The following is a 19,658-nucleotide window of genomic DNA, read 5'->3' as shown; positions in this document are numbered from 1 at the left end:
TTATGTACAAAATCTCAGTAGCCGGCACAGGTTATGTCGGACTAGTGGCCGGAGTGTGTTTTGCCGAGGTTGGCCATCAGGTTACCTGTGTCGATATAGATGAGCAAAAAATTAATATGTTAAAGCAAGGCATCTCTCCCATCTATGAAACAGGCTTGGAGGAGTTGCTGCGGAAAAATTACGCTGTTGGCAGGCTTAGGTTTACCACGGATTATATCCAAGCTTATCAAGATGCCGATGCCGTTTTCGTCGGCGTGGGGACTCCTGAACAACCCGACGGTTCGGCCAATCTTTCCTACATAGCTACTGTTGCTAGGCAAATCGCGGAAACTATAGAGAAAGACTGTCTGGTAGTGGTAAAATCAACCGTACCCGTTGGTACGAATGACAAGGTGGAGCAGTTTATTCATGATTTCCTGGTTAACGATGTAAGGGTAGAAGTGGCCAGCAACCCCGAATTTCTGGCCCAGGGCACGGCGGTGCGGGATACCCTGGAAGCGGCCAGAATCATCATTGGCGCCGACAGTAAATGGGCGGAAGATATGCTCATGAAAATATATGAACCATTTAATCTACCAATTGTATCGGTAAGCAGGAGATCGGCGGAGATGATTAAATATGCATCCAACGACTTCCTGGCTCTCAAAATATCCTACATGAACGACATCGCCAATCTTTGTGAGCTGGTGGGCGCGGATATACAGGACGTAGCCCGGGGCATGTCCTTCGATGAGCGTATCGGCAGTAAATTCCTAAACGCCGGTATCGGCTATGGCGGCAGCTGCTTTCCCAAGGACACCAAGGCACTGGATTATTTAGCCGGGCAGCACGGCTATGAACTGCGGACGGTGAAAGCTGCTATTAAGGTGAACGACGACCAGAAGACAGTACTATACCGGAAAGCCGCCAACCGGCTGATTACCTTTGACGGCCTGAAGGTAGCGGTATTGGGGCTGACCTTCAAGTCTGGAACAGATGATTTACGGGAAGCCCCGTCCCTGGATAATATTCCGCTATTGCTGCAGCGTGGGGCGCGGGTATATGCTTATGACCCTGTGGGCAGTGATAATTTTAGGCAGAGGTATCCGGAGAGTGAGTATAAAATTAAGTATGTGGAGAAACCGGAAGAAGCGCTTTCCGGCGCCAACGTTTGCTTTATCTTCACTGAATGGGACGAGATTAAAGCGGTTAAGCCGGATGCTTATCAAAAACTGATGCGAACGCCCCTGGTATACGACGGCAGAAATATATATGAAATCGAAGATATGAAAGATGCGGGCGTGGAGTATTATTCCATTGGCAGACAAGCTGTGGTGGAAAATAAGGCTGCCAAGTTGAATAATTCGCATAACGCAAGCCACCGCCTATATAGTGCTTAGATAAAGTATTAAGAGAGGAAAACTATTTATATGAGATCGGATTACAAAGAATTGGATAAAACAAAGACCTATCTAATTACCGGCGCAGCGGGCTTTATCGGCTATTTTCTGGCTAAAAGACTGCTGGAGCGGGGCTGCCGGGTGATTGGCATTGATAATATAAATGACTATTATGATGTGGCCCTAAAACACGCCAGACTTGAGGAACTTGGAAAACCGACTGACAGCAGCGGCCAATTCACCTTTATCAAGGGTGATATCTCTGACAAAGAAATGGTTAACCATCTTTTTAATAAGTATCGGCCCAATATCGTGGTGAATCTGGCTGCCCAAGCGGGAGTGCGTTACAGTATAGAAAATCCCGATGCTTATATCCAGAGCAACATCATCGGATTCTTTAACATATTAGAGGCCTGTCGCCATTCTTATGCTGAAACAAATAATCCGAACAGCGATTATAAGGGTATAGAACATCTTGTCTATGCTTCATCAAGTTCCGTCTACGGCGCCAATAAAAAAGTTCCCTTTGCCGAGGATGATTTCGTGGACAAACCCGTCTCCCTCTACGCGGCCACCAAAAAATCGAATGAACTGATGGCTTACAATTATAGCCACCTTTATAAGATACCGGCCACCGGATTAAGGTTCTTCACTGTTTACGGCCCTATGGGGCGTCCTGATATGGCTTATTTCTCCTTTAGTCAAAAGATAATGGCCGGAGAGCCGATTAAAGTTTTTAACCACGGCGATATGTACCGGGACTTCACCTACATTGACGATATCGTCACCGGGGTGGAGAAAATATTATGCAACCCGCCTAATGAAGATGAAATGCAAGCGCGGCATAAGGTGTACAATATTGGTAATAACAAGCCGGAACAGCTTATGTACTTCATTGAGACCTTGGAAAAGGCGCTGAGCAAGGCTGTGGGCAGAAGCGTAACGGCCAGGAAGGAGTACCTGCCCATGCAAATGGGTGATGTGCCCGGCACCTACGCCGACATTACCGCTCTGGAGCGAGATTTTGATTTTAAGCCCAGTGCGAGTATTGAGGATGGGCTGCTGAAGTTCGCCCAGTGGTTTATAAGGGGTCAGGCTTAAACTTGTTTAAACTAACTCTATAATGTGGGTTTATGATCGGTCATTACCTTATGTCAGGGAATTTGCTGAACGGGGAAAGTTACCAAAAATTATTGATACCCTTAGTATAGTGGTGATATTGAGTAAGTTTATATAGATTATGAATATGTTCCAGGCGAGATAAATTTTCTATAATCAGATTACAGCAATTATTGGATGCCTGTTTGATTCTGAGAAACGCTCATGCACTTACATGGAAAGAGGAAATTGTGAAAACAGTTAATAATTTCTATTAATGAATAGCTAAATTAGCAACAATCTATGTTCTAATTAAACGTCAATTGCAGCAAAAACTTTTGTCCAGTATCCAGTAACCTTCTGACGAAAGGAGTAATGCATATGGCACAAAAAGTACACTATGTGTCACCCAGTTCTAATGATGGCTGGAAAGTTCAAAAAAGCGGTGCTTCGCGCGCAAGCGCGTATGCAGATACAAAAGCCGAAGCAGTAAGAATAGGAAAAGTTATAAGCCAACGTTCAGGCAGCGCACTTGTGATCCATGGAAAAGATGGGAAATTTAAGGGCAAATAAGATTGACTTTATAGACACCCATGCCGCCAAATGCGGCACCATCAGAAAATGAAAACTACCTATTGCCATTTTCATGATAGGTAGGTAGGAAGAAGGAAAGTGTGTATGGCTAAGCCGGTCATTGCCTTAATGTATGATTTTGATAAAACTCTTTGCACGAAAGATATGCAAGAATATAGTTTTATTCTCAAAGTCCAGATGAGCCCGGCTGATTTCTGGATTGAGTCAAATGCGCTTGCAAAAGATAAAAAAATGGATAAAATTTTAGCATATATGTATCTAATGCTAAAAAAGGCAAATGCCGCTGACCAACCAATTAGACGACAAGATTTTGTAGAGTTGGGAAAAGACTTAGAATATTTCCCAGGTGTTGAGGATTGGTTTTCTAGAATAACTCATTTCGTAGAGGATATGGATGTAATCGTTGAGCATTACATAATTTCTTCTGGTCTCAAAGAAATAATTGAAGGTTCAAGTATTTATGGTTTTTTTAGTAATGTGTTTGCCTGTGAATTTTTATATGATGTTAACGGTGTTGCTTGTTGGCCCAAAAACTCTGTTAATTATACCACGAAGACACAATTTCTTTTTCGTATAAATAAAGGGGTGTTGGATCTTTCTAATGACAGCGATTTGAATAAATATACACCGGAAGATGATAGACCGATCCCGTTTAGAAATATGATTTATATAGGTGATGGGCTCACTGACGTCCCCTGCATGAAACTAGTAAAGACAAATGGAGGTTATTCCATTGCTGTGTATAAGGAAGGTGAGCGGGGCAAAGTTGAGGAACTAATTCTACATGAAAGAGTGGATTTTTTAGCCCTTGCGGATTATTCTGAAAATAGTGCACTTGATAAGGTCGTGAAAGATATTATTCTGAAGATGGTTATGGTTGATAGTCTTAAAAGAAAAAATAAAAAGCAAATTAGTATGATCAGTGCTAAATAGCATTATGTCTACCTGACCTTACTGAAATTACTGTGGAATTTACTTTGCAACTAAACTATTGGGATTATTAAATTTTCATTTTGTTCGGCAAGCCCTAAATAAAGGGTACCAGTTGGTTATTAACTCGACAAGGTGTTCGGATAATTCGTAATTTCTCTTACATCTTGATAAATATTCGCTTGTATAAGTCGAGAAGGAGGTACATCATTAATCCAGGCATCTTTGAAATCTTAGAGCCATACCAAACCAGGTAAAGGTGGCGAGATTCAGCTTACCGATGCATTAAAAGAATTGGCCCAGAAGGAAGCTATGTATGCTTATAATTTTGAGGGTAGAAGATTATGATGTGGGGAACAAGCAAGGCTTTTTAGAGGCGACAGTAGAAGTAGCCTTGAGAAGAGAATATTTAAGGGGAGGATTTCTTGAATATCTTGTTAAAGTTGTGGCGAAGGAAATAGAGATGTTCAAGGAAGTTGCTGCTGCAGAGGAGAAATAAGAAGGAATGCTCCATTCAGTACGGATTTTTTCTTAACAAGCCTTATATTTGATCTTGGGGGTAAGATTATGTCGGTATTAAGCATTGAAGATATTAAATGCGAAATTGGCAATAATTTATTTATTTACCCTTTAAAAGAGGATAACATAAAAGGTAACTCAGTAAATTTAACTGTTAGCAAATTTGCTTGGTCTATACAAAGCAAAAAAAGCATATACAATCAGGAAACTAACGAAGTAATAATTAATCCAAATGATTCAGCTCTAATTTATACTAATGAAGCTATTTATGTCACAAATAAAATAGGCGGTACATATCATTCTAAAGTTTCCTTAGTGGCCCAAGGGGCGGGACATATAGGGACAACATTAGACCCACAATATATGGGCTTATCATTAATAACGGTTCATAATCACCATCCCAAGGATCATATTAAGCTAAAAGTTGGTAGCAGTTTCGTTTCTATTGTTTTTCATTATCTTAAGACTCCTCCATATTCTATAGCCCATAATAATACACCAGGACAAATAGGTATTCTAAACGGTTATGATATAAAAGAATTTAGCAAATGGGCTGAAGAAAGAGATTGGGCAAATGAGACTAGGAAATTAATTAACAAGGTGAAGAACTCTCCGGAGCTTAAGGATCTAAAGGAATCACTTAGAGGAGAGAGGAAGCAAAGGCATAAATTGTTACTTAGGTTATTAGACAACCCTATAGCAAAATACCTTTGTTTTGTAGTTTTGTTTGTAGGCGGGTATTATATAACTAACTATTTGCAAAACCTTCTCCCAGCTACTTATGATATGATACAGATAGCATATTTTACAGCTTCTATAACATTATTCTTAACTACGATTGTTTCGGATGTAAAAAAATTATTGGAATAAGCATTTGTGATTTGGAGGACAAGCAGATGGAAACTTTAAAGGTAAAAAAACTAACCGAAAGTGCAAAATTACCGGGATATGCCAGAGAAGGCGACGCAGGTTTGGATTTATTTTCAATAGATGATGTTGAAATAGAGCCAAGCGAAACAGTATTAATTAAAACGGGAATAGTGATAGAATTGCCAAAGAATACTGAAGCACAAATTAGACCACGAAGTGGATTAGCTCTTAAGCACCAGGTTACTGTGCTAAACACTCCTGGAACTGTAGATGAGGGGTATAGAGGAGAAGTAGGTGTAATTCTTATTAATCATAGTAAAAAGGTGTTTAAGGTGGGAAAAGGGATGAAAATAGCTCAAATGGTTATTAAGCCTGTCTTAAGAGTGGCTGTGCAAGAGGTTAATGAGGTAAGCGAAACTGAGAGAGCAGAGGGTGGATTTGGTTCAACAGGCTTAAAGTAAAAAGGATCTATAATAAATGTATAAAATTATTCCTGGACAGCTGTGATTGTCTGGATGGCACTTATTTTTAATCTGTCCTCTCAGGTAGTGCGAAACGCGTTTTTATAGAGCCTACCCTAGCGGTGTTTATGGGTGCCCCGGCGCATTGATTTAAGAACCACTGGCGCGCAATGTGAGAGCCACTCCGCATTAATACGAAACAGGATACTCATTCCGAATGGCCCAAGTCGTCACCTGTTACGGAATTCCCGGGCAGGTTGTGGAGCGCAGCGACATTAACCATTCATTGTCTGCACGTTTGCAAGGGAATTGCGTTCGCAGCTATTTTTATTATATTTAGGGGACCATGATAATTAAGGTGGTCATTTTTTAGCAGTTGCAGTTACTGTGGGCAGTGTGGGTAACGCAAAGCGTTATCCAAGCCTTGTGCGTCAACCCGTGGGGTTGTTCACGGGGGGCGGCACTGTCCATAGTAATTGGCAACGTCTTTGCCAATCGATTGCCACTGTTATTATGTACTTCCCAAGTAAAAAAATATTTTAAAATATTGCACCATATTATGTAATTGGAAACAATGCTCGGGTAGTTGTTGTCTGTGGTGGAAAATAAGGCTGCCAAGTTGAATAATTCGCATAACGCAAGCCACCGCCTATATAGTGCTTAGATAAAGTATTAAGGGAGGCATGTTAAACGTATTTTGATATTAATCTGCACCAAAGTTGCGGCCAAAAACGTAATCAGTATCAGTCAAACCATAGTCTCAGTAAAAGCCTTGTCTATACCACGTTTGGTCAGCCGGTCCATTGTAAGTAATCCTGATTTTCTTGTCCAGGATACTGCAGTACGTGATACCCTGGAGACGACGAAAATCATTATGGGCACAGATAGTAAAGGGATTGAAGAAATGCTCATGAAAAGCCCACCACAGCGGTGGCCCCTGCGGTGGCCCCTGCTTTGTTTCCACCCCGGGCACCCTTTCGCCCTTTGGGAAACCATGGGAAGCAACGGGGTATAGGGAGTGGAATGAGTGGATTTTGATTACATAAGAAGGAACGCAATCTCAACACCAAAAAGGAATAATGTAAATGCATAAAATAATTTCCTGGGCAGCTGTGATTCTATGGATGGCACTTATTTTCAATCTGTCGGCCCAGGTAGCGGCGCAGTCGAATCAATTAAGTAGGGGAATAACAGCGGCTAGTGTAAAAACAGTAGAAAAAGTTGCTCCCCGGGCGGAATTTGATATAAGAAGTTTCAACAACATATTAAGGAAGAACGCCCACTTCTTTGCTTATTTGGTGCTCGGGGTGTTGGTGCTAAATGCTCTAAGGAGAAGTGGGGCACATGGTTGTCGGGGCTTTGCTTTAGCGTTGGGAATTTGCATTCTTTATGCCATATCGGATGAAGCCCATCAGTTATTTGTCCCCTATTTGTCCCCGGCAGAGGTGGACAAGTCAGGGATATAATCATTGATAGTGCCGGCGTTAGTGTTGGTTATGGAAAGTTTAACAACACCTGTAGTCTGTTTTTATGGCTAAGTACCTATAGCCTATGTTTTGGGGGTTAATCCTGAGTATAAGTTTTTTCATTACCATATTATCTTTTAGGATAATGCGATCTGCGGCTATAAGGTTTTATTTAATGGGAGTGACTGGTGTGAAGTTTCTTGAACAAGCAAAAGCATTGGTAACGGATAAAACTGTTGTTGACGGGACTGTTAATTTTTTAAGCCTTGAAGAAGACCTGCTTTATTTAGCTGAACAGATATTGGAAGATGTCGAATACGAATATAGTACCGTGATTCAAGCGCTAATGAATAGCGGATTGGTATATCAAAGTGTAATTGATAGAGATGGTGAAGATAGATATAAATTTACTTTTTTAGCAAAGGATCTGGATCGCTTTGCTATTAGTTACGATAATGTTGGACGTTACCCCAATCCAGAAGAAAACAATGAAGAAAGAAATTACGATGCACGAACGGTAAAAGTTGTCTCAAGATTTGGCTAAAGTGCATCTAATGGGCTGTACTCCTGAGCCTACTAATAGCAATTATGGAAAGTTTAGAATGCTCGCGATATTCATAGAGGCCATGAATTCTATGTGCCCATTATGATTAATAGCTATGGTGCTCAATTGAACATCATGTTCTGAGATAGCTAGTAGGTACAGGAGGCTAAAGCATGTTGAGAATAGATAAAGCAATTTTAGATACCAACGAGGTTATCTGTGATAATATTTCAAGATTTGATAGTTCCGAAAGAGGCCTGCTGAGCCAGAACATACTTGGTCATGTAAGAAATTTTGTTGAGTATGTTGCCATAAAGGCGTTCTCTAATGGGGCGGATATCAATCCAAATGATTATGATCTAAACGTTGCCTCTCTAAAAAGCATGCAAGCGCGTGGCGATTTGCGCTTTCTTTATAGATTCCATGAAATGCTTCAGAAATCTGTCTCCCACTACACGGTAGATAAGGACGGATCTGAGCGATTAATGCTAAAATATTATGAGCACCTCTTAAGGATAAAAATGTATCTCAAGGATACATACAACCAAGAGGTTCTCGGAAATATTCAGGATTTTCCGTTAAATACAGATACTGAGCTCTCAGATTATTATGCTATGATTGCGGGAAGAATTGAAGTTCCAAGCCGCCTAAGTAGGCCCGTTCCATATAGTGATCGATACTATGTACAGAAGGTTAAGCCGTTCTTCGTAAACCAGAATATTTATTACGAGGTTACATTCACTGCTGCAAATGCCAAGGCAAGCAAGTTTGATCGACTAATTGCGTTTACCAAGCATGAAATTACTGACAACTATGCAGTGAAATTCTCCATCCATAACGACACAATTCATATACTCGACAAGGATATGACGATCCAGGTTATTGATAGCTGGTCAGTTTCTATTCGTCCATGCGAATGGGAGAATCTATCAGAGATCTTTGGCGCGCGAATGAGCATTAGTGCATCTGCCAACGAATATAAGGAACTCATGAAATTCCTTAGCACCGTAAGAATGTCATTAAACGAGCTAGTAGCAAGCGATCGGAGCTATTTCGAATACACAAAAGCCCAAATAACTGCACGTGCTCAGTCGGTAAAAATATTTAAACTTCTTGATCAATGTCGGGATGTTGTTATTAATAGCAAGCCTGGCGCTAATGTTATCCGGTATCTGCTCCACAAAATGAATAATAGGGTTATAAAGTGGCAGTTATGGAACGAACAGTGCGGCGGGCTATCCAATCTTTATCTAAACTACGGCTGCATGCCGTTTGATCAAATGCCTTATTGTACTTCTCTACGACAGCATAATCCCCGAATTTACGATCTGTTTGAATCTATACCAATAGATGGACGTGAGCATGAGCTTTTCGCGAGATTTATCAAGAATAATACAGAAATTGAAGGACAGCTTTTTACTTCTAAAAAGGATATTGAGGGCTTTGATGATATTGATGGTCTAATTAGAAAATATAATAGCTCACTCTATTATAAACACATTGACCGAAAGCTTGAAGTCTATAAGGAACATATTTACATAAAGGGGTACGCCGATGATAGCACTGCGATAATTAAGAAACTGCAAGATCTTGTTTCTTCCGGAGTGTCTCAGTATACGAACTCCGTTGATTCTTGGATAACACGGGAGTCTTATGAAATTGATGACGGAAGTAAAAAAGAGGCGCTGCGCCAGATGTTCTCCAATTCACATGTTGCTCTAATATATGGATCAGCCGGTACTGGTAAATCAACATTAATTAAACATATCTCAAATTTCTGGGCGGATAAGAAAAAGATATATCTGGCAAATACACATCCTGCCGTAGATAATATGAGAAGAAAAGTTACTGCTGGAAACAGTAGTTATAGCACGATAGCAAGGTTCCTGTCCAAGAGGAACAACGATACGGACTGTGACGTCCTTTTTATAGATGAGTGCAGCACAGTAAGTAATGCTGATATGCGAAAAGTATTAGAAAAGGCAGATTTTAAGTTGCTTGTTCTAGTCGGCGACACTTGCCAGATTGAATCGATCTACTTTGGAAATTGGTTCAGCATTGCGCAGAAATTCGTGCCAATAACCTCTATTTTTGATTTGAAGCATCCCTATCGGACTACAAATAAAGAGCTTCTTACGGTGTGGGACCGCGTCCGCAATGTTGATGATGCAATTCTGGAGCCACTTGTAAAGAACGAATTTACAACTAAACTTGACGAATCAATATTCGAGCATACCGAGGATGATGAGATTATTCTTTGCCTTAACTATGATGGGCTATATGGTATTAATAATATTAATCGATTTCTTCAGAACAGCAATCCGAATGATGGCGTTCTTTGGGGTATCAGTATTTATAAAATTGGCGATCCGATATTGTTCAATGAGTCAAATATATTTTCGCCACTCATACACAATAACTCCAAGGGGAGGATTGTTGGTATCCGCCCCGAGGACCAGCAGATATGGTTTGATATCGAACTTGATGAGTCAATTAATGAAATCGATGCATGGGGGTTCGATTTTGAGCTTATAGGTGAGTCTGACGCGGGGAATTCTATTATTTCTTTTAGCGTTAACAAGTATCGTAGTACGGATGAGGATGACAACGATAATGATTCGACCGTAGTTCCATTTCAGGTTGCTTACGCCGTTTCAATTCATAAAGCACAAGGCTTGGAATATGACTCGGTGAAAATAGTTATTACGAATGAGACCGAGGAACGTATTACGCATAATATCTTCTATACGGCAATTACGCGCACAAAAGAAAAACTGAAAATATATTGGAGTCCCGAGACCGAAAATGCTATCCTCGAACGTTTGAAAGTGAAAAATTTAAATAGTGATGCTTATTTATTGGCGCAGCTTTCTTCGCTAACAATGGCGTAATCATATACAGCTTAGAAAACAATACCCAAGGAGAGGACACCCGTGTCTGTATTTGAAGATTTTGATGAGATCATGGAGCATGCCCACTTTTGGAATTGGGCACCGGACTGGAATGTTGCAAAAGAAGTATATAGAAAAGTCTCAGATTCTTATTCCGTACAGCGGCTTATAGCTTTAGCAAAAGTATATGCTGGAATCCTTGCCAGCAATAATTTGAAAGATATTTCTAAATATGTGGAGAAGTATGATTTAGAACATGTAGATACTGGCGGTATACTGGTATCGGCATTAAATGCTGGCTACATTGATGAAAATACGGAAACGAAATTTGGAGCAATATGATTTCTAAACGTAGGATTTTACCAACTAATTCGTTTTCTGATTATCTTAAAACGATTAAGTAAAATCCGTATACTGGGCTTATGCTCGGGTAGTTTTCGGGACTGGCTTGCGCCATTCCCAAAGACTATCAAAAGGGGACTGACCCTCACTGCGTTAATAAGCTAAAGTGATATGTGAATTTATCAAATACGATGCCACTGCATATTTATTTTGACCATATCCTGGTGCATACCGGCCAGAATTGGGATTACACGCTGAATCAGGTTTTCTTTGAGGATTTGGGTTTAAGGGAGCCGGACTATTACCTGGATGCCGTTGGTAAAAGATCTGGGTGAAACCATCGGTAACATTATAGCCAAAAGTTATAAGGTGTAGCTCAGAGCGAGACAGTACTTGTTGCCAGTGGTACTTGGGATTATTCAGCAGGTAAAACGATAATTATCAAGCATGATAACGGGTTTACAACAAGATATTCACATTTATCGGAAATCTATGTTAAGAAAAGCGAAAAAGTCTCACGGGACCAGTTAATTGGGAAATCCGGTAATACCGGAAACGTGCAATCGCATCTACACTTCAGCATTTATCAAGGGAATACGTATAATATTCATACTGCGATTCCTCCGATTGCGCACTATTGGGCGGCAAATAGGTATGATGGCCGGGGAAAAATTATCTCGAATCGTGAGGCAACTACTGATAATCCGGTGTTTAGCTTACAGGAGGACGCATTTGTTTCTAATTCCAAATTTATAAGATATACAAATCCCAATTTTGTGGACCTTGCAAAATAAATACTTGGTAGGAACCGGTTGGGGCCGTGCGTAGAATATTATTCCATTGGCAGACAACCCGTGGTGGACTTAGATAAAGTATTAAAGGAGGCAATATCTATGTGTATCTTCGTGCGGGAATTATCTTTACCCCATTCTGAAAGCCGTATGTCATTTCAAATAATTTCTTACACATATTATTCTTCTATGTATTAGTTATTTTTTATGAGTATCAGAGAAAGAGAGGTTTATTATGATCGCAGAAAATAATTATGATTATGAACTAGCTATTTCTTATGCCAGAGAGGATGAAAAAGTTGTAGAGAGGTTTGCCTCTGAATTTCAGAACATTTTTGCAGACCGTGTTTTTCTGGACAAAAGCAAAATCTATGAGTTTGCGGGGGTAAAGGATTTTGAAGGGGCTCTTGCTTCAATATATGGGATGAAAGCACGATCCGTTGTGATCTTTTACTCTAAAAAATATGAAGAAAAGCATTTCACAGTCATTGAGTTCAATGCAGTGATTGAACGGTTGCAAAAGGATAAAAAGCTCCTATGCTTTATCGTGAGTATTGGTGATGTTCCGGTAAATGAAGCCATAAAAAAGAACCACTATTTTTCTTACTTCATCAAAAATCTGGATCGCGATGAACAGTGCAAGAAAATCGTGGCGGCAATCAAAGAAACGATGATGCATAATAATTTATTGCAAGCCAAGCAAATAGACCAAGACATTGACTTGAAAATTCAATCCATCACAAGTCCAAATAATAGGCCTTCCTGGGAAAAAAATTATAATTGGTGCATTTTATTAGGGGAGTTTATGGAGACGGATGGAAGAAGATTAAAAGCGCCGTATGCATGGCCCGATGTTTTGGCCTCCCTTGGCAAAGATTTTGCTAATTTTAAAAAGCACATATATAAACTAGGGCTTGATGAGATTAAGATAAATATAATATTAAACTGCCATTTAAGCCTGGCTTATGCCTTGGGAAGATGGTATGGAGATATTATTGAAAAAAGGGGCAATCCCAATTTAGTTTTACAAGGAACCAAAAACGGAACAAAATTTGATTTCAGCCGAATTGTATTACCAGATACACCTTTACCCATGCCGGAAATAAAAGTTTTGGATGGAAACAAAGGAAGCAACGACACGGTTGTCATATTGAAGATTTGTTCAGGAAATGAGGATATGGATTTTCAGGTAAAGTACTATTGTGACAATGTCATTCATTTAGATTACGATCAGATACTTTATTTTAAATACAACGCTCGGATCGCAGAGAAGGCCGCCGGGAAGCACTTAAAAGAAATTGCAGAGTTCATTATTCAGCAGATTTCTGATAAGGGATCAAAATTGCCGGGTAGGAAGATCCATTTATTTGCCGGAACAATGGCAGCGCTGATGTTTGTTTTAGGGGGACGCAGCAGGTATTTAGGTCCAGTCCAATTGTATGAATATAATTTTAATACACAGGAATATACTCCTTCTCTTTGCACCGATAACATTTTTTGTTGGGAGAGAGAAAGCCATGCTTAAGACAAGCCTGCATTGCAAGTTAATTTCTCCTATGCTCAGTTACGGCGCCAACAGTGAGCAGCCTGAGCTCCGAACAGCAGAACTAAAGGGATTGGTGCGTTTTATCTACAGGCTGTGTAAACTAAACCCCAACTGTAATGATGTGCAGAAGCTATATAAAGAAGAGTCCACACTATTCGGCAATACGGATAAAGCCTCTCCTTTACGTTTGGTCATGGTACCAGGGTCCTCGCTCTATTCTTGTTCTGTGGAAAAGCTTGTGCAGCACAAAACTTTCAAAGCAAAAGCTTTTCCGTCAGGGATGGAATTTGATATCCTGATCAGAACAGCGGCCGGAATTTCCAAAGAAAGACATGAAGATTACGTCCGGCTTGTTATCCTTGCCTTGTCCCTGGGAGGAATGGGGAAACGTTCACGAAGAGGCAGAGGAAGCTTCGCTATTGAAAATAAAAAAAGCAACGAACTGGATGCCTGTACAGAAATGTTTCCGACCTCCAAAGCAGAGTTGCTTGATTTTCTTTTGAAGGTCATGAACAGCCCGCTCCTTTCAGAAGGCTCCTATCAAATAGAGAACGGAGATATTACATATTATGAGGCGCAGATGGGAAAACCTCCCTTCCCATTTATCACTCAAATAAAAATTGGTGAAATACTTAACGATTATACAAAAATATTAGAAAGGATTGATCGAGCCTCTCATGAGGTCAATAAAACCGGATTGTCCATTTATACGGGTTTTGTGGACAGCAAGAAGAGGCTGGATAAAGACATCTTTAACGACAGGAAACCCCACAGGATGTCTTCTTCTTTGCTGGTTAGCATGATAAGACTATCGGATGGACTGCATCCGATTTATACCTATATCAAGCCCCTGTTTGAAAATGACAAGTTGAATGATATCAAATGCTTTGAGGACAAAAGAGATGAATTTGTAAGAAGCGTTGAAAAAGGCGGTGACCAATAATGGCAGACAAATCCCTTTTTGTGTTTACCATCGGTCCGGTACAGTCTTTTATATCCCAGGCTCGTAAGGCAAGAGACTTATATGCGGGAAGTTTTTTGTTGTCCTACTTAATGGGCCGGGTGATTGAGGTTCTAAGCAACTATGATCAAAAGCATATTGAAATTGTTTTTCCTGCCGTCATAAATGGCGAATACAATATTCCCAATCGAGTGGTGGCCGTGGTTCTTGATTATAACAATTTTCAAAAGAGAGCGTTGGGAAACGTATTGGAAGAACAAACAAGGAATTTGTTCCGGCAAATCGGAGATGAGATCTTAAAAAAATTAGGGCTTACAATTAGCGAAGCCTATAAGGAACAAATACAGCAACAATTGGAGATGTACTGGTTGTTTCAAGACTATGAGGATTACCAAACAGGCTACCGGGAAATGGTCAATAAACTGAATGAAATCAAAAGACTGCGCAGATTTCAGCAAATTACGGAAGCTGCCGGTAGAAAATGCACTTTGAATCCGGATAAAAATATTATTTTTTACAGCAAACCTTTGCATTTTGTTAATCGGCAAAAGGCAATTCTTTTCCGGCACCCGGCTTATCCCTATGCATTGGAGGAAAGGGAAGGGCTTAGTGCCGTGGCTTTTATCAAAAGAATGTTATTTGTCCATCAAGATATTCAAAAGACAACCTATCAGAAGGATTTTCCTTCCGTCCTGGAAATACCTCTGCGCTCCAGATTAAAGGAGGAAAGTGAAAAAAAACTGCTCCAACAGCTTGGACCTGATTCCGGTTCCGTAGTATTTGATCTTTATAATGGTTTGCGGCCCCAACAAGCTGCCAAGCAGATCAATACGGAAAAGGAAAAAGCGGCCGCAGCCATCATCCAATATATAAAAAGCCGGGAAAAGGCATTAAAAAAGCCTTTTTTAAGTTCCTATTACGCCCTTGTCAAATTTGACGGCGATGATATGGGAACCTTGTACCGGGAGGCAAGAATTCATAAAGATACTGATTATAAAGAATTCCAAAAGAGATTGAGCGAAGAGTTGTGCCAATTTGCCGCTTACGTGAAAAGAGGCATCACCGAAGAAGAAGGCGCCGTAATCTATGCCGGAGGGGAAGACTTCTTGGGGTTATTGGCCTTGGACACCTTGTTCGATGTCTTGATCAGATTAAGAAGGAAATTTGCGCAAATCGATATGAAAGAATACCTGGACAAGACCCTCAGCTTTTCTGCCGGGATTGCCGTAGCCCACATTAAAACTCCCCTGAAACAAGTAATAGCCAAGGCGGATGAAATGGAGCATTTTGCCAAGGAGATAGATGCCGACAAGGACGCATTTGCTCTAGCCGTGATGAAACGAAGCGGAGAGGAAGTAAAAACCAGGCTGAAATTTGGTCAAGACATATCTGGTCTTGATGAAATACACAAACTGGTTAAAGTCTTCCAAACGGCCCAAATTTCAAATTCTTTTGGCTACGGTTTTAACTCCTTTTTAACCGAATTCGCAGAGGTGGATACAGGTCTTAAAGACGCTATGGTGAAGTGCGAGCTTGAAAGGCAGCTAATGAGGTCTGAGACAGAGGGAGATCCCTCTGTTTATGCAAAGGATATCTTCCGATTTTATAAGCACTATGACAGCATCCATAGTTTTATGGATGCTCTAAACGTAGTCATGTTTTTAGCCAGGGAGGTGGTTTGAATGTACTATGAGATCGAGGCATTGGATACGTTATTTTTTCGGGACGCCGCACCTTTTGACGCTACAGCTGATGTTTATGGCAAAAGCATGTTCCCCCCCTTGCCGTCTGTATATGCCGGAGCACTGAGAAGCTGTTACTTTGCTCACCATATGGAGAGCTTTGTCCGAGCCGGAGAGGAGGATGATCCCACCCGGGATCTGGAGATCGGCTTAACCTGCTTCAAGCAGGAAGAAGATTTTTTATTTCCACTGCCTATGGATGTAGCTGTGAAAGAAATAAAAGAAGAGGGGACGTCGTCGAAATATTCGGCCAACACACTCACATTGCAAAGGGCAAAAGAGATCAGTTCTCATCCCTTGCCTTATGTTCTGCGACAGGAAGAACTAACACGGTCAGGGAAAGATATAGATTTGCCGGGAGGTTTTTATATTGATCATAACGTCTTAAACGCCTATTTACAGGATCAGAAAAAATCTCTTGTTTGCAAACCCCTTGCTGATTTTATCAGCAGTGAAGCCAGAATCGGTATTAAAATCGACAGAAACACAGGGATGAGTGAAGAGTCTATGTTTTACCAGATAAGGACGGTCCGGCCCATTAATCAGCAGAATAAAAGAATAACCTTGTTTGTGGAAACCAGCGGAGTTGATTTGCCTCAACAGGCCGTGATTAAAATAGGTGGTGAGTCTAAAGCTTCTCAACTGACAGCAGTCTCTACAAAACCCGAATTCAAGATGGAAGCTTCTTCTTCTCAATATTTTAAGCTTTACATGGCAACACCGGCTATCTTTTCAGGAGGCTGGCTGCCTGACTGGGGATTTGAAGAACCGGATTATATTGGCACTTATAAGCAGGATAACGCGGAAATAAAAGTGAAACTGAGGGCAGCGGCGATAGGAAGATATGCGGGTGTAGGCGGCTTTGATATGAAAAAAGGTAGGCCTAAAGCAATGCGGTATGCGGTTCCGGCAGGCAGTGTTTATTATTTTGAACTATTGCAAGAAGGAACCTTCGCCGATGCAATGGAGCTGTTGCACGGGAAAAAGATAAGCAGTGAACGGAGCAATGAAGGATTTGGCTTTTGTCTGATCGGAAAAGTTGAAGGAGGGGTGGAAGATGTTTAAGTTAAGCAAAGCCTTGTTTTTGTCCGCCTTAACTCCCATGCATGTGGGAAGCGGCAGCGATTTGGGGATTGTGGACCTGCCGATACAAAGAGAAAATCATACTTCGTTTCCCAAAATAGAGGGCTCCAGCATGAAAGGCTGTATCAAGGAAGCTCTTTTGTCCCAAGAAGCTTTCCGGGCTCCAGCGGATAAAATATGGAAATATGGTGAACAGGAGATTGATTATAAAAGCATGGTGTACTTTGCCTTTGGCCCAGAATCAGAAGAAGACGGTAAATTTGCTTCGGCAGTGGCCCTTTCGGACGCCCGGCTGCTCTTTTTTCCTGTCAAATCTGTAAAAGGCGTGTTTGCCTGGGTGACTTGCCCTTTGGTCTTAAAGCGTTTCTGGGACGATATGAAAATAGCGGGAATATCGCTTCCGCTAGAAATACCCGCAGAAAATACAATAATCCCTAACAGCGCCTTGTGTTTAAGCAGCGATCCCTTAAGAATTATGCTTGAAGAGTTTCCTATATCCGTGCAGGAATGCTCCAAGTTGAGTTGCTTCGTAACGGAAATTAAAAAATTCTTGCCCCAAAATGAGCTAACAGAGCAGATGTTTGCCGATCATGTGGCCGTCATCAACGATGACGATTTTAGAGATTTCGTTAACCTTTCCACAGAAGTAATTACCAGAGTCCGCATCGGTGAATCCGGCACTGTTGAGGATGGCGCTCTGTTCAACGAGGAATACCTGCCGTCGGATTCCCTCCTCTATAGTCTAGTATTGATTTCTCCTATCTTTATAGACAAGAAAGATCAAACGCAGGTGGCTAAAATCAAAGATATCGCCGTAGAAAAGCAGCCTGAATTTATCGCTGACTTTCTGGAGAAGAACATGCCGGACATTCTGCAGATTGGCGGCTCAATGACGCTGGGGAAAGGATTGATCGGGGTAAAATTAAATTCGGCTAAAGCAAATACTCCCCCAAAGGGGGATGAAGCTGATGCTTAACAAAGAAGACGAGAGCCGTCAGGAAAAAGAATCGACGGGATCAAGAAAAACAATTGCCGGCGGGCGGGCCGCCTATGCCTATCAGGCGGTGTCCGAATATGTAAAATTGCCGGTCAATGAAGAAGACAAAACGAAATACAGGGCCAGAGTTGTTTCTATGCCGATGATGATTAAAAATAACGGTTTTGGAGCCGCCATGGCCTTTTACTTTTCAAAACAAAATGATCAGGATCGAGCTTATAAAGCAATCTATGAACAAATTACCCTATGGCTGAAACAGTCCGGTATCCTAGCGGAAGACGAGCCGGATTTGATGTATAAAATTACTCATTCCTCCATTGACGAATATAAAACAATGACCAATGAGGCGATGGCCTTATTAGCGTGGATGAAACGCTTTGCTGAAGGAATGATAAAAAGAAAAAAAACCAATCGGAAACAGCCCGATCAAGCAGGTGAAAGCGATGGATAATTTGACCGAAAAAACTGTCAAAATCTCTGAGAAAGAAAATAAAACAATAGATGAACGCTTTGAATTTTTTCAATATCAATTGCCGGAATCCAGCGCTAAAATTTTGGCAAGCGAAAAAGACATTGAGAACTATGCGCTTATGCTGCACCATTTTTCCGTGCAATATAAAATTTGGGGAGATAAGAAAGAAGATCGTTCCCCCAAGCCGCTGATTTACGTCAAATCCTTAAATATAAAGAAATTTAAAATTAATAAACATGGTAAAAAAGAAGCGTCCTATACCCATTCCCAACTTAATATGACCTATTGTCGAGAAATTATCAAGGCCATAACCGAACGGAATAAACGAATTGCCGAGGGATTTAGGCAACACCGCGTCCTTTTCTATACGCCGATTGACAAGCTGATGATCGGGATAGGCGGTGAAAGCCCTTATGGGAATATTCCTGGCATGACGTTGCACCATCTTTATGGGTTGCCGTATATCCCTGCCAGTTCGCTGAAAGGGTTGACCCGTCATTATTGCCAAAAAGAAATCTATCAAAATAAAGACTATTCCCGCGCGTTCATGTCGGTAAAACAATTGAATGATCTTTTGGGCAGCGGTGAAGAAAAGGCGAAAAGAGGTAAACTCATCTTTTTGGATGTTTTTCCATCGGCGGTACCAACTATATTCTTTGATGCGCAAACCCCACATTATGCAGGCTATTACGGACAACAACCGCCTGGGCCGCCTGCTGATTATGGAAATCCGATCCCATTGTTTTTTCCTGCTGTAAAACCAGTTAAATTTACCATTTATTTTGGCAGTTATGGGTATCTAGAGACTGAATTATTAGACAGCATCCAAGAAGTGGTAAAGGAGGCCTTAATAGATTACGGCATCGGTGCAAAAACTGCCATAGGATATGGACTGGGTCATGTTGAATAAGCAAATAAGCCACAGCCCAATTAATGACAATTTAAGAGTAAGTTAACAAGAGATTTAAACTA

18 protein-coding genes and 2 pseudogenes are annotated in these 19,658 nt (G+C 40.9%); 19 read left to right on the top strand and 1 reads right to left on the bottom strand.

All coding sequences use genetic code 11. The features are described from left to right. Nucleotides 1-2 precede the first annotated feature (2 nt). The 7 genes and pseudogenes from ABDB91_RS18925 (at nt 3) to dut (ending at nt 5,851) form a co-directional block, all read left to right on the top strand. Nucleotides 3-1,379 carry a UDP-glucose/GDP-mannose dehydrogenase family protein gene (locus ABDB91_RS18925; RefSeq protein ID WP_347489276.1) on the top strand — a complete coding sequence of 459 codons (1,377 nt, stop codon included), beginning with the start codon at nt 3-5 and terminating at the stop codon, nt 1,377-1,379. Nucleotides 1,380-1,409: 30 nt separating this feature from the next. Then, nucleotides 1,410-2,480, top strand: coding sequence for an SDR family NAD(P)-dependent oxidoreductase (locus ABDB91_RS18920; RefSeq protein ID WP_347489275.1), 1,071 nt, complete (start codon nt 1,410-1,412; stop codon nt 2,478-2,480). A 378-nt stretch (nt 2,481-2,858) separates the two neighbouring features. Further along, entirely contained in the window at nt 2,859-3,050 is a 192-nt protein-coding gene (locus tag ABDB91_RS18915; protein WP_347489274.1) for a DUF2188 domain-containing protein, read from the top strand. Nucleotides 3,051-3,155: 105 nt separating this feature from the next. Then, nucleotides 3,156-4,004, top strand: a complete 849-nt coding sequence (locus ABDB91_RS18910) for an HAD family hydrolase (RefSeq protein ID WP_347489273.1) — start codon at nt 3,156-3,158, stop codon at nt 4,002-4,004. Between the two features lie 197 nt (nt 4,005-4,201). Further along, nucleotides 4,202-4,500: pseudogene (locus ABDB91_RS18905) on the top strand (UTP--glucose-1-phosphate uridylyltransferase); the annotation flags it as partial. Nucleotides 4,501-4,568: 68 nt separating this feature from the next. Then, the gene (locus tag ABDB91_RS18900) at nt 4,569-5,390 is read left to right on the top strand and encodes a hypothetical protein (RefSeq protein ID WP_347489272.1); all 822 of its coding nucleotides are present in this window, start codon (nt 4,569-4,571) and stop codon (nt 5,388-5,390) included. 26 nt (nt 5,391-5,416) lie between these two features. Beyond that, a complete protein-coding gene (gene dut, locus ABDB91_RS18895) occupies nt 5,417-5,851 on the top strand; it encodes a dUTP diphosphatase (RefSeq protein ID WP_347489271.1) in 435 nt (144 codons plus the stop codon). 747 nt (nt 5,852-6,598) lie between these two features. Here the strand turns inward: dut and ABDB91_RS18890 are convergent. Further along, the gene (locus ABDB91_RS18890; RefSeq protein WP_347489270.1) at nt 6,599-6,763 is read right to left on the bottom strand and encodes a hypothetical protein; all 165 of its coding nucleotides are present in this window, start codon (nt 6,761-6,763) and stop codon (nt 6,599-6,601) included. 173 nt (nt 6,764-6,936) lie between these two features. On the opposite strand from ABDB91_RS18890, the gene ABDB91_RS18885 reads away from it, so the two are divergent. From ABDB91_RS18885 to cmr6, 12 genes and pseudogenes are all read left to right on the top strand, one after another. After that, on the top strand, nt 6,937-7,317 hold the full coding sequence (locus tag ABDB91_RS18885) for a VanZ family protein (RefSeq protein ID WP_347489269.1): 381 nt from the start codon (nt 6,937-6,939) through the stop codon (nt 7,315-7,317). A 190-nt stretch (nt 7,318-7,507) separates the two neighbouring features. Beyond that, nucleotides 7,508-7,861 carry a hypothetical protein gene (locus tag ABDB91_RS18880; protein ID WP_347489268.1) on the top strand — a complete coding sequence of 118 codons (354 nt, stop codon included), beginning with the start codon at nt 7,508-7,510 and terminating at the stop codon, nt 7,859-7,861. A gap of 173 nt (nt 7,862-8,034) precedes the next feature. After that, the gene (locus ABDB91_RS18875; RefSeq protein WP_347489267.1) at nt 8,035-10,752 is read left to right on the top strand and encodes an ATP-dependent RecD-like DNA helicase; all 2,718 of its coding nucleotides are present in this window, start codon (nt 8,035-8,037) and stop codon (nt 10,750-10,752) included. Between the two features lie 42 nt (nt 10,753-10,794). Continuing rightward, on the top strand, nt 10,795-11,094 hold the full coding sequence (locus tag ABDB91_RS18870) for a hypothetical protein (protein WP_347489266.1): 300 nt from the start codon (nt 10,795-10,797) through the stop codon (nt 11,092-11,094). 206 nt (nt 11,095-11,300) lie between these two features. Beyond that, nucleotides 11,301-11,466: pseudogene (locus ABDB91_RS18865) on the top strand (UDP-N-acetylglucosamine 2-epimerase); the annotation flags it as partial. A 654-nt stretch (nt 11,467-12,120) separates the two neighbouring features. Further along, nucleotides 12,121-13,410, top strand: coding sequence for an SAVED domain-containing protein (locus tag ABDB91_RS18860; protein WP_347489265.1), 1,290 nt, complete (start codon nt 12,121-12,123; stop codon nt 13,408-13,410). After that, entirely contained in the window at nt 13,403-14,374 is a 972-nt protein-coding gene (gene cmr1, locus ABDB91_RS18855) for a type III-B CRISPR module RAMP protein Cmr1 (RefSeq protein WP_347489264.1), read from the top strand. Before ABDB91_RS18860 ends, cmr1 begins: the two co-directional genes overlap by 8 nt. Beyond that, complete coding sequence (cas10, locus tag ABDB91_RS18850; protein ID WP_347489263.1) at nt 14,374-16,074, top strand: type III-B CRISPR-associated protein Cas10/Cmr2; 1,701 nt, start codon at nt 14,374-14,376, stop codon at nt 16,072-16,074. Before cmr1 ends, cas10 begins: the two co-directional genes overlap by 1 nt. After that, a complete protein-coding gene (gene cmr3, locus ABDB91_RS18845) occupies nt 16,075-17,199 on the top strand; it encodes a type III-B CRISPR module-associated protein Cmr3 (RefSeq protein ID WP_347489262.1) in 1,125 nt (374 codons plus the stop codon). Beyond that, entirely contained in the window at nt 17,192-18,193 is a 1,002-nt protein-coding gene (gene cmr4 / locus ABDB91_RS18840; RefSeq protein WP_347489261.1) for a type III-B CRISPR module RAMP protein Cmr4, read from the top strand. The genes cmr3 and cmr4 overlap by 8 nt, the downstream gene beginning before the upstream one ends. Beyond that, nucleotides 18,186-18,665 carry a type III-B CRISPR module-associated protein Cmr5 gene (gene cmr5, locus ABDB91_RS18835; protein ID WP_347489260.1) on the top strand — a complete coding sequence of 160 codons (480 nt, stop codon included), beginning with the start codon at nt 18,186-18,188 and terminating at the stop codon, nt 18,663-18,665. Before cmr4 ends, cmr5 begins: the two co-directional genes overlap by 8 nt. Continuing rightward, entirely contained in the window at nt 18,658-19,596 is a 939-nt protein-coding gene (gene cmr6, locus ABDB91_RS18830; protein ID WP_347489259.1) for a type III-B CRISPR module RAMP protein Cmr6, read from the top strand. Before cmr5 ends, cmr6 begins: the two co-directional genes overlap by 8 nt. Nucleotides 19,597-19,658: the final 62 nt, after the last annotated feature.

The organism is Desulfoscipio sp. XC116, from assembly GCF_039851975.1.
GTDB lineage: Bacteria > Bacillota > Desulfotomaculia > Desulfotomaculales > Desulfallaceae > Sporotomaculum.
This window is presented reverse-complemented; position numbering and strand designations above follow the sequence as displayed.

Bases quoted from the DNA above. Each gene is read 5' to 3' on its own strand.
- ABDB91_RS18925 (WP_347489276.1), top strand. From the start codon at position 3: ATGTACAAAATCTCAGTAGCCGGCACAGGTTATGTCGGACTAGTGGCC.
- ABDB91_RS18920 (WP_347489275.1), top strand. From the start codon at position 1,410: ATGAGATCGGATTACAAAGAATTGGATAAAACAAAGACCTATCTAATT.
- ABDB91_RS18915 (WP_347489274.1), top strand. From the start codon at position 2,859: ATGGCACAAAAAGTACACTATGTGTCACCCAGTTCTAATGATGGCTGG.
- ABDB91_RS18910 (WP_347489273.1), top strand. From the start codon at position 3,156: ATGGCTAAGCCGGTCATTGCCTTAATGTATGATTTTGATAAAACTCTT.
- ABDB91_RS18900 (WP_347489272.1), top strand. From the start codon at position 4,569: ATGTCGGTATTAAGCATTGAAGATATTAAATGCGAAATTGGCAATAAT.
- dut (WP_347489271.1), top strand. From the start codon at position 5,417: ATGGAAACTTTAAAGGTAAAAAAACTAACCGAAAGTGCAAAATTACCG.
- ABDB91_RS18890 (WP_347489270.1), bottom strand. From the start codon at position 6,763: ATGAGCATTTCTTCAATCCCTTTACTATCTGTGCCCATAATGATTTTC.
- ABDB91_RS18885 (WP_347489269.1), top strand. From the start codon at position 6,937: ATGCATAAAATAATTTCCTGGGCAGCTGTGATTCTATGGATGGCACTT.
- ABDB91_RS18875 (WP_347489267.1), top strand. From the start codon at position 8,035: ATGTTGAGAATAGATAAAGCAATTTTAGATACCAACGAGGTTATCTGT.
- ABDB91_RS18860 (WP_347489265.1), top strand. From the start codon at position 12,121: ATGATCGCAGAAAATAATTATGATTATGAACTAGCTATTTCTTATGCC.
- cmr1 (WP_347489264.1), top strand. From the start codon at position 13,403: ATGCTTAAGACAAGCCTGCATTGCAAGTTAATTTCTCCTATGCTCAGT.
- cas10 (WP_347489263.1), top strand. From the start codon at position 14,374: ATGGCAGACAAATCCCTTTTTGTGTTTACCATCGGTCCGGTACAGTCT.
- cmr3 (WP_347489262.1), top strand. From the start codon at position 16,075: ATGTACTATGAGATCGAGGCATTGGATACGTTATTTTTTCGGGACGCC.
- cmr4 (WP_347489261.1), top strand. From the start codon at position 17,192: ATGTTTAAGTTAAGCAAAGCCTTGTTTTTGTCCGCCTTAACTCCCATG.
- cmr5 (WP_347489260.1), top strand. From the start codon at position 18,186: ATGCTTAACAAAGAAGACGAGAGCCGTCAGGAAAAAGAATCGACGGGA.
- cmr6 (WP_347489259.1), top strand. From the start codon at position 18,658: ATGGATAATTTGACCGAAAAAACTGTCAAAATCTCTGAGAAAGAAAAT.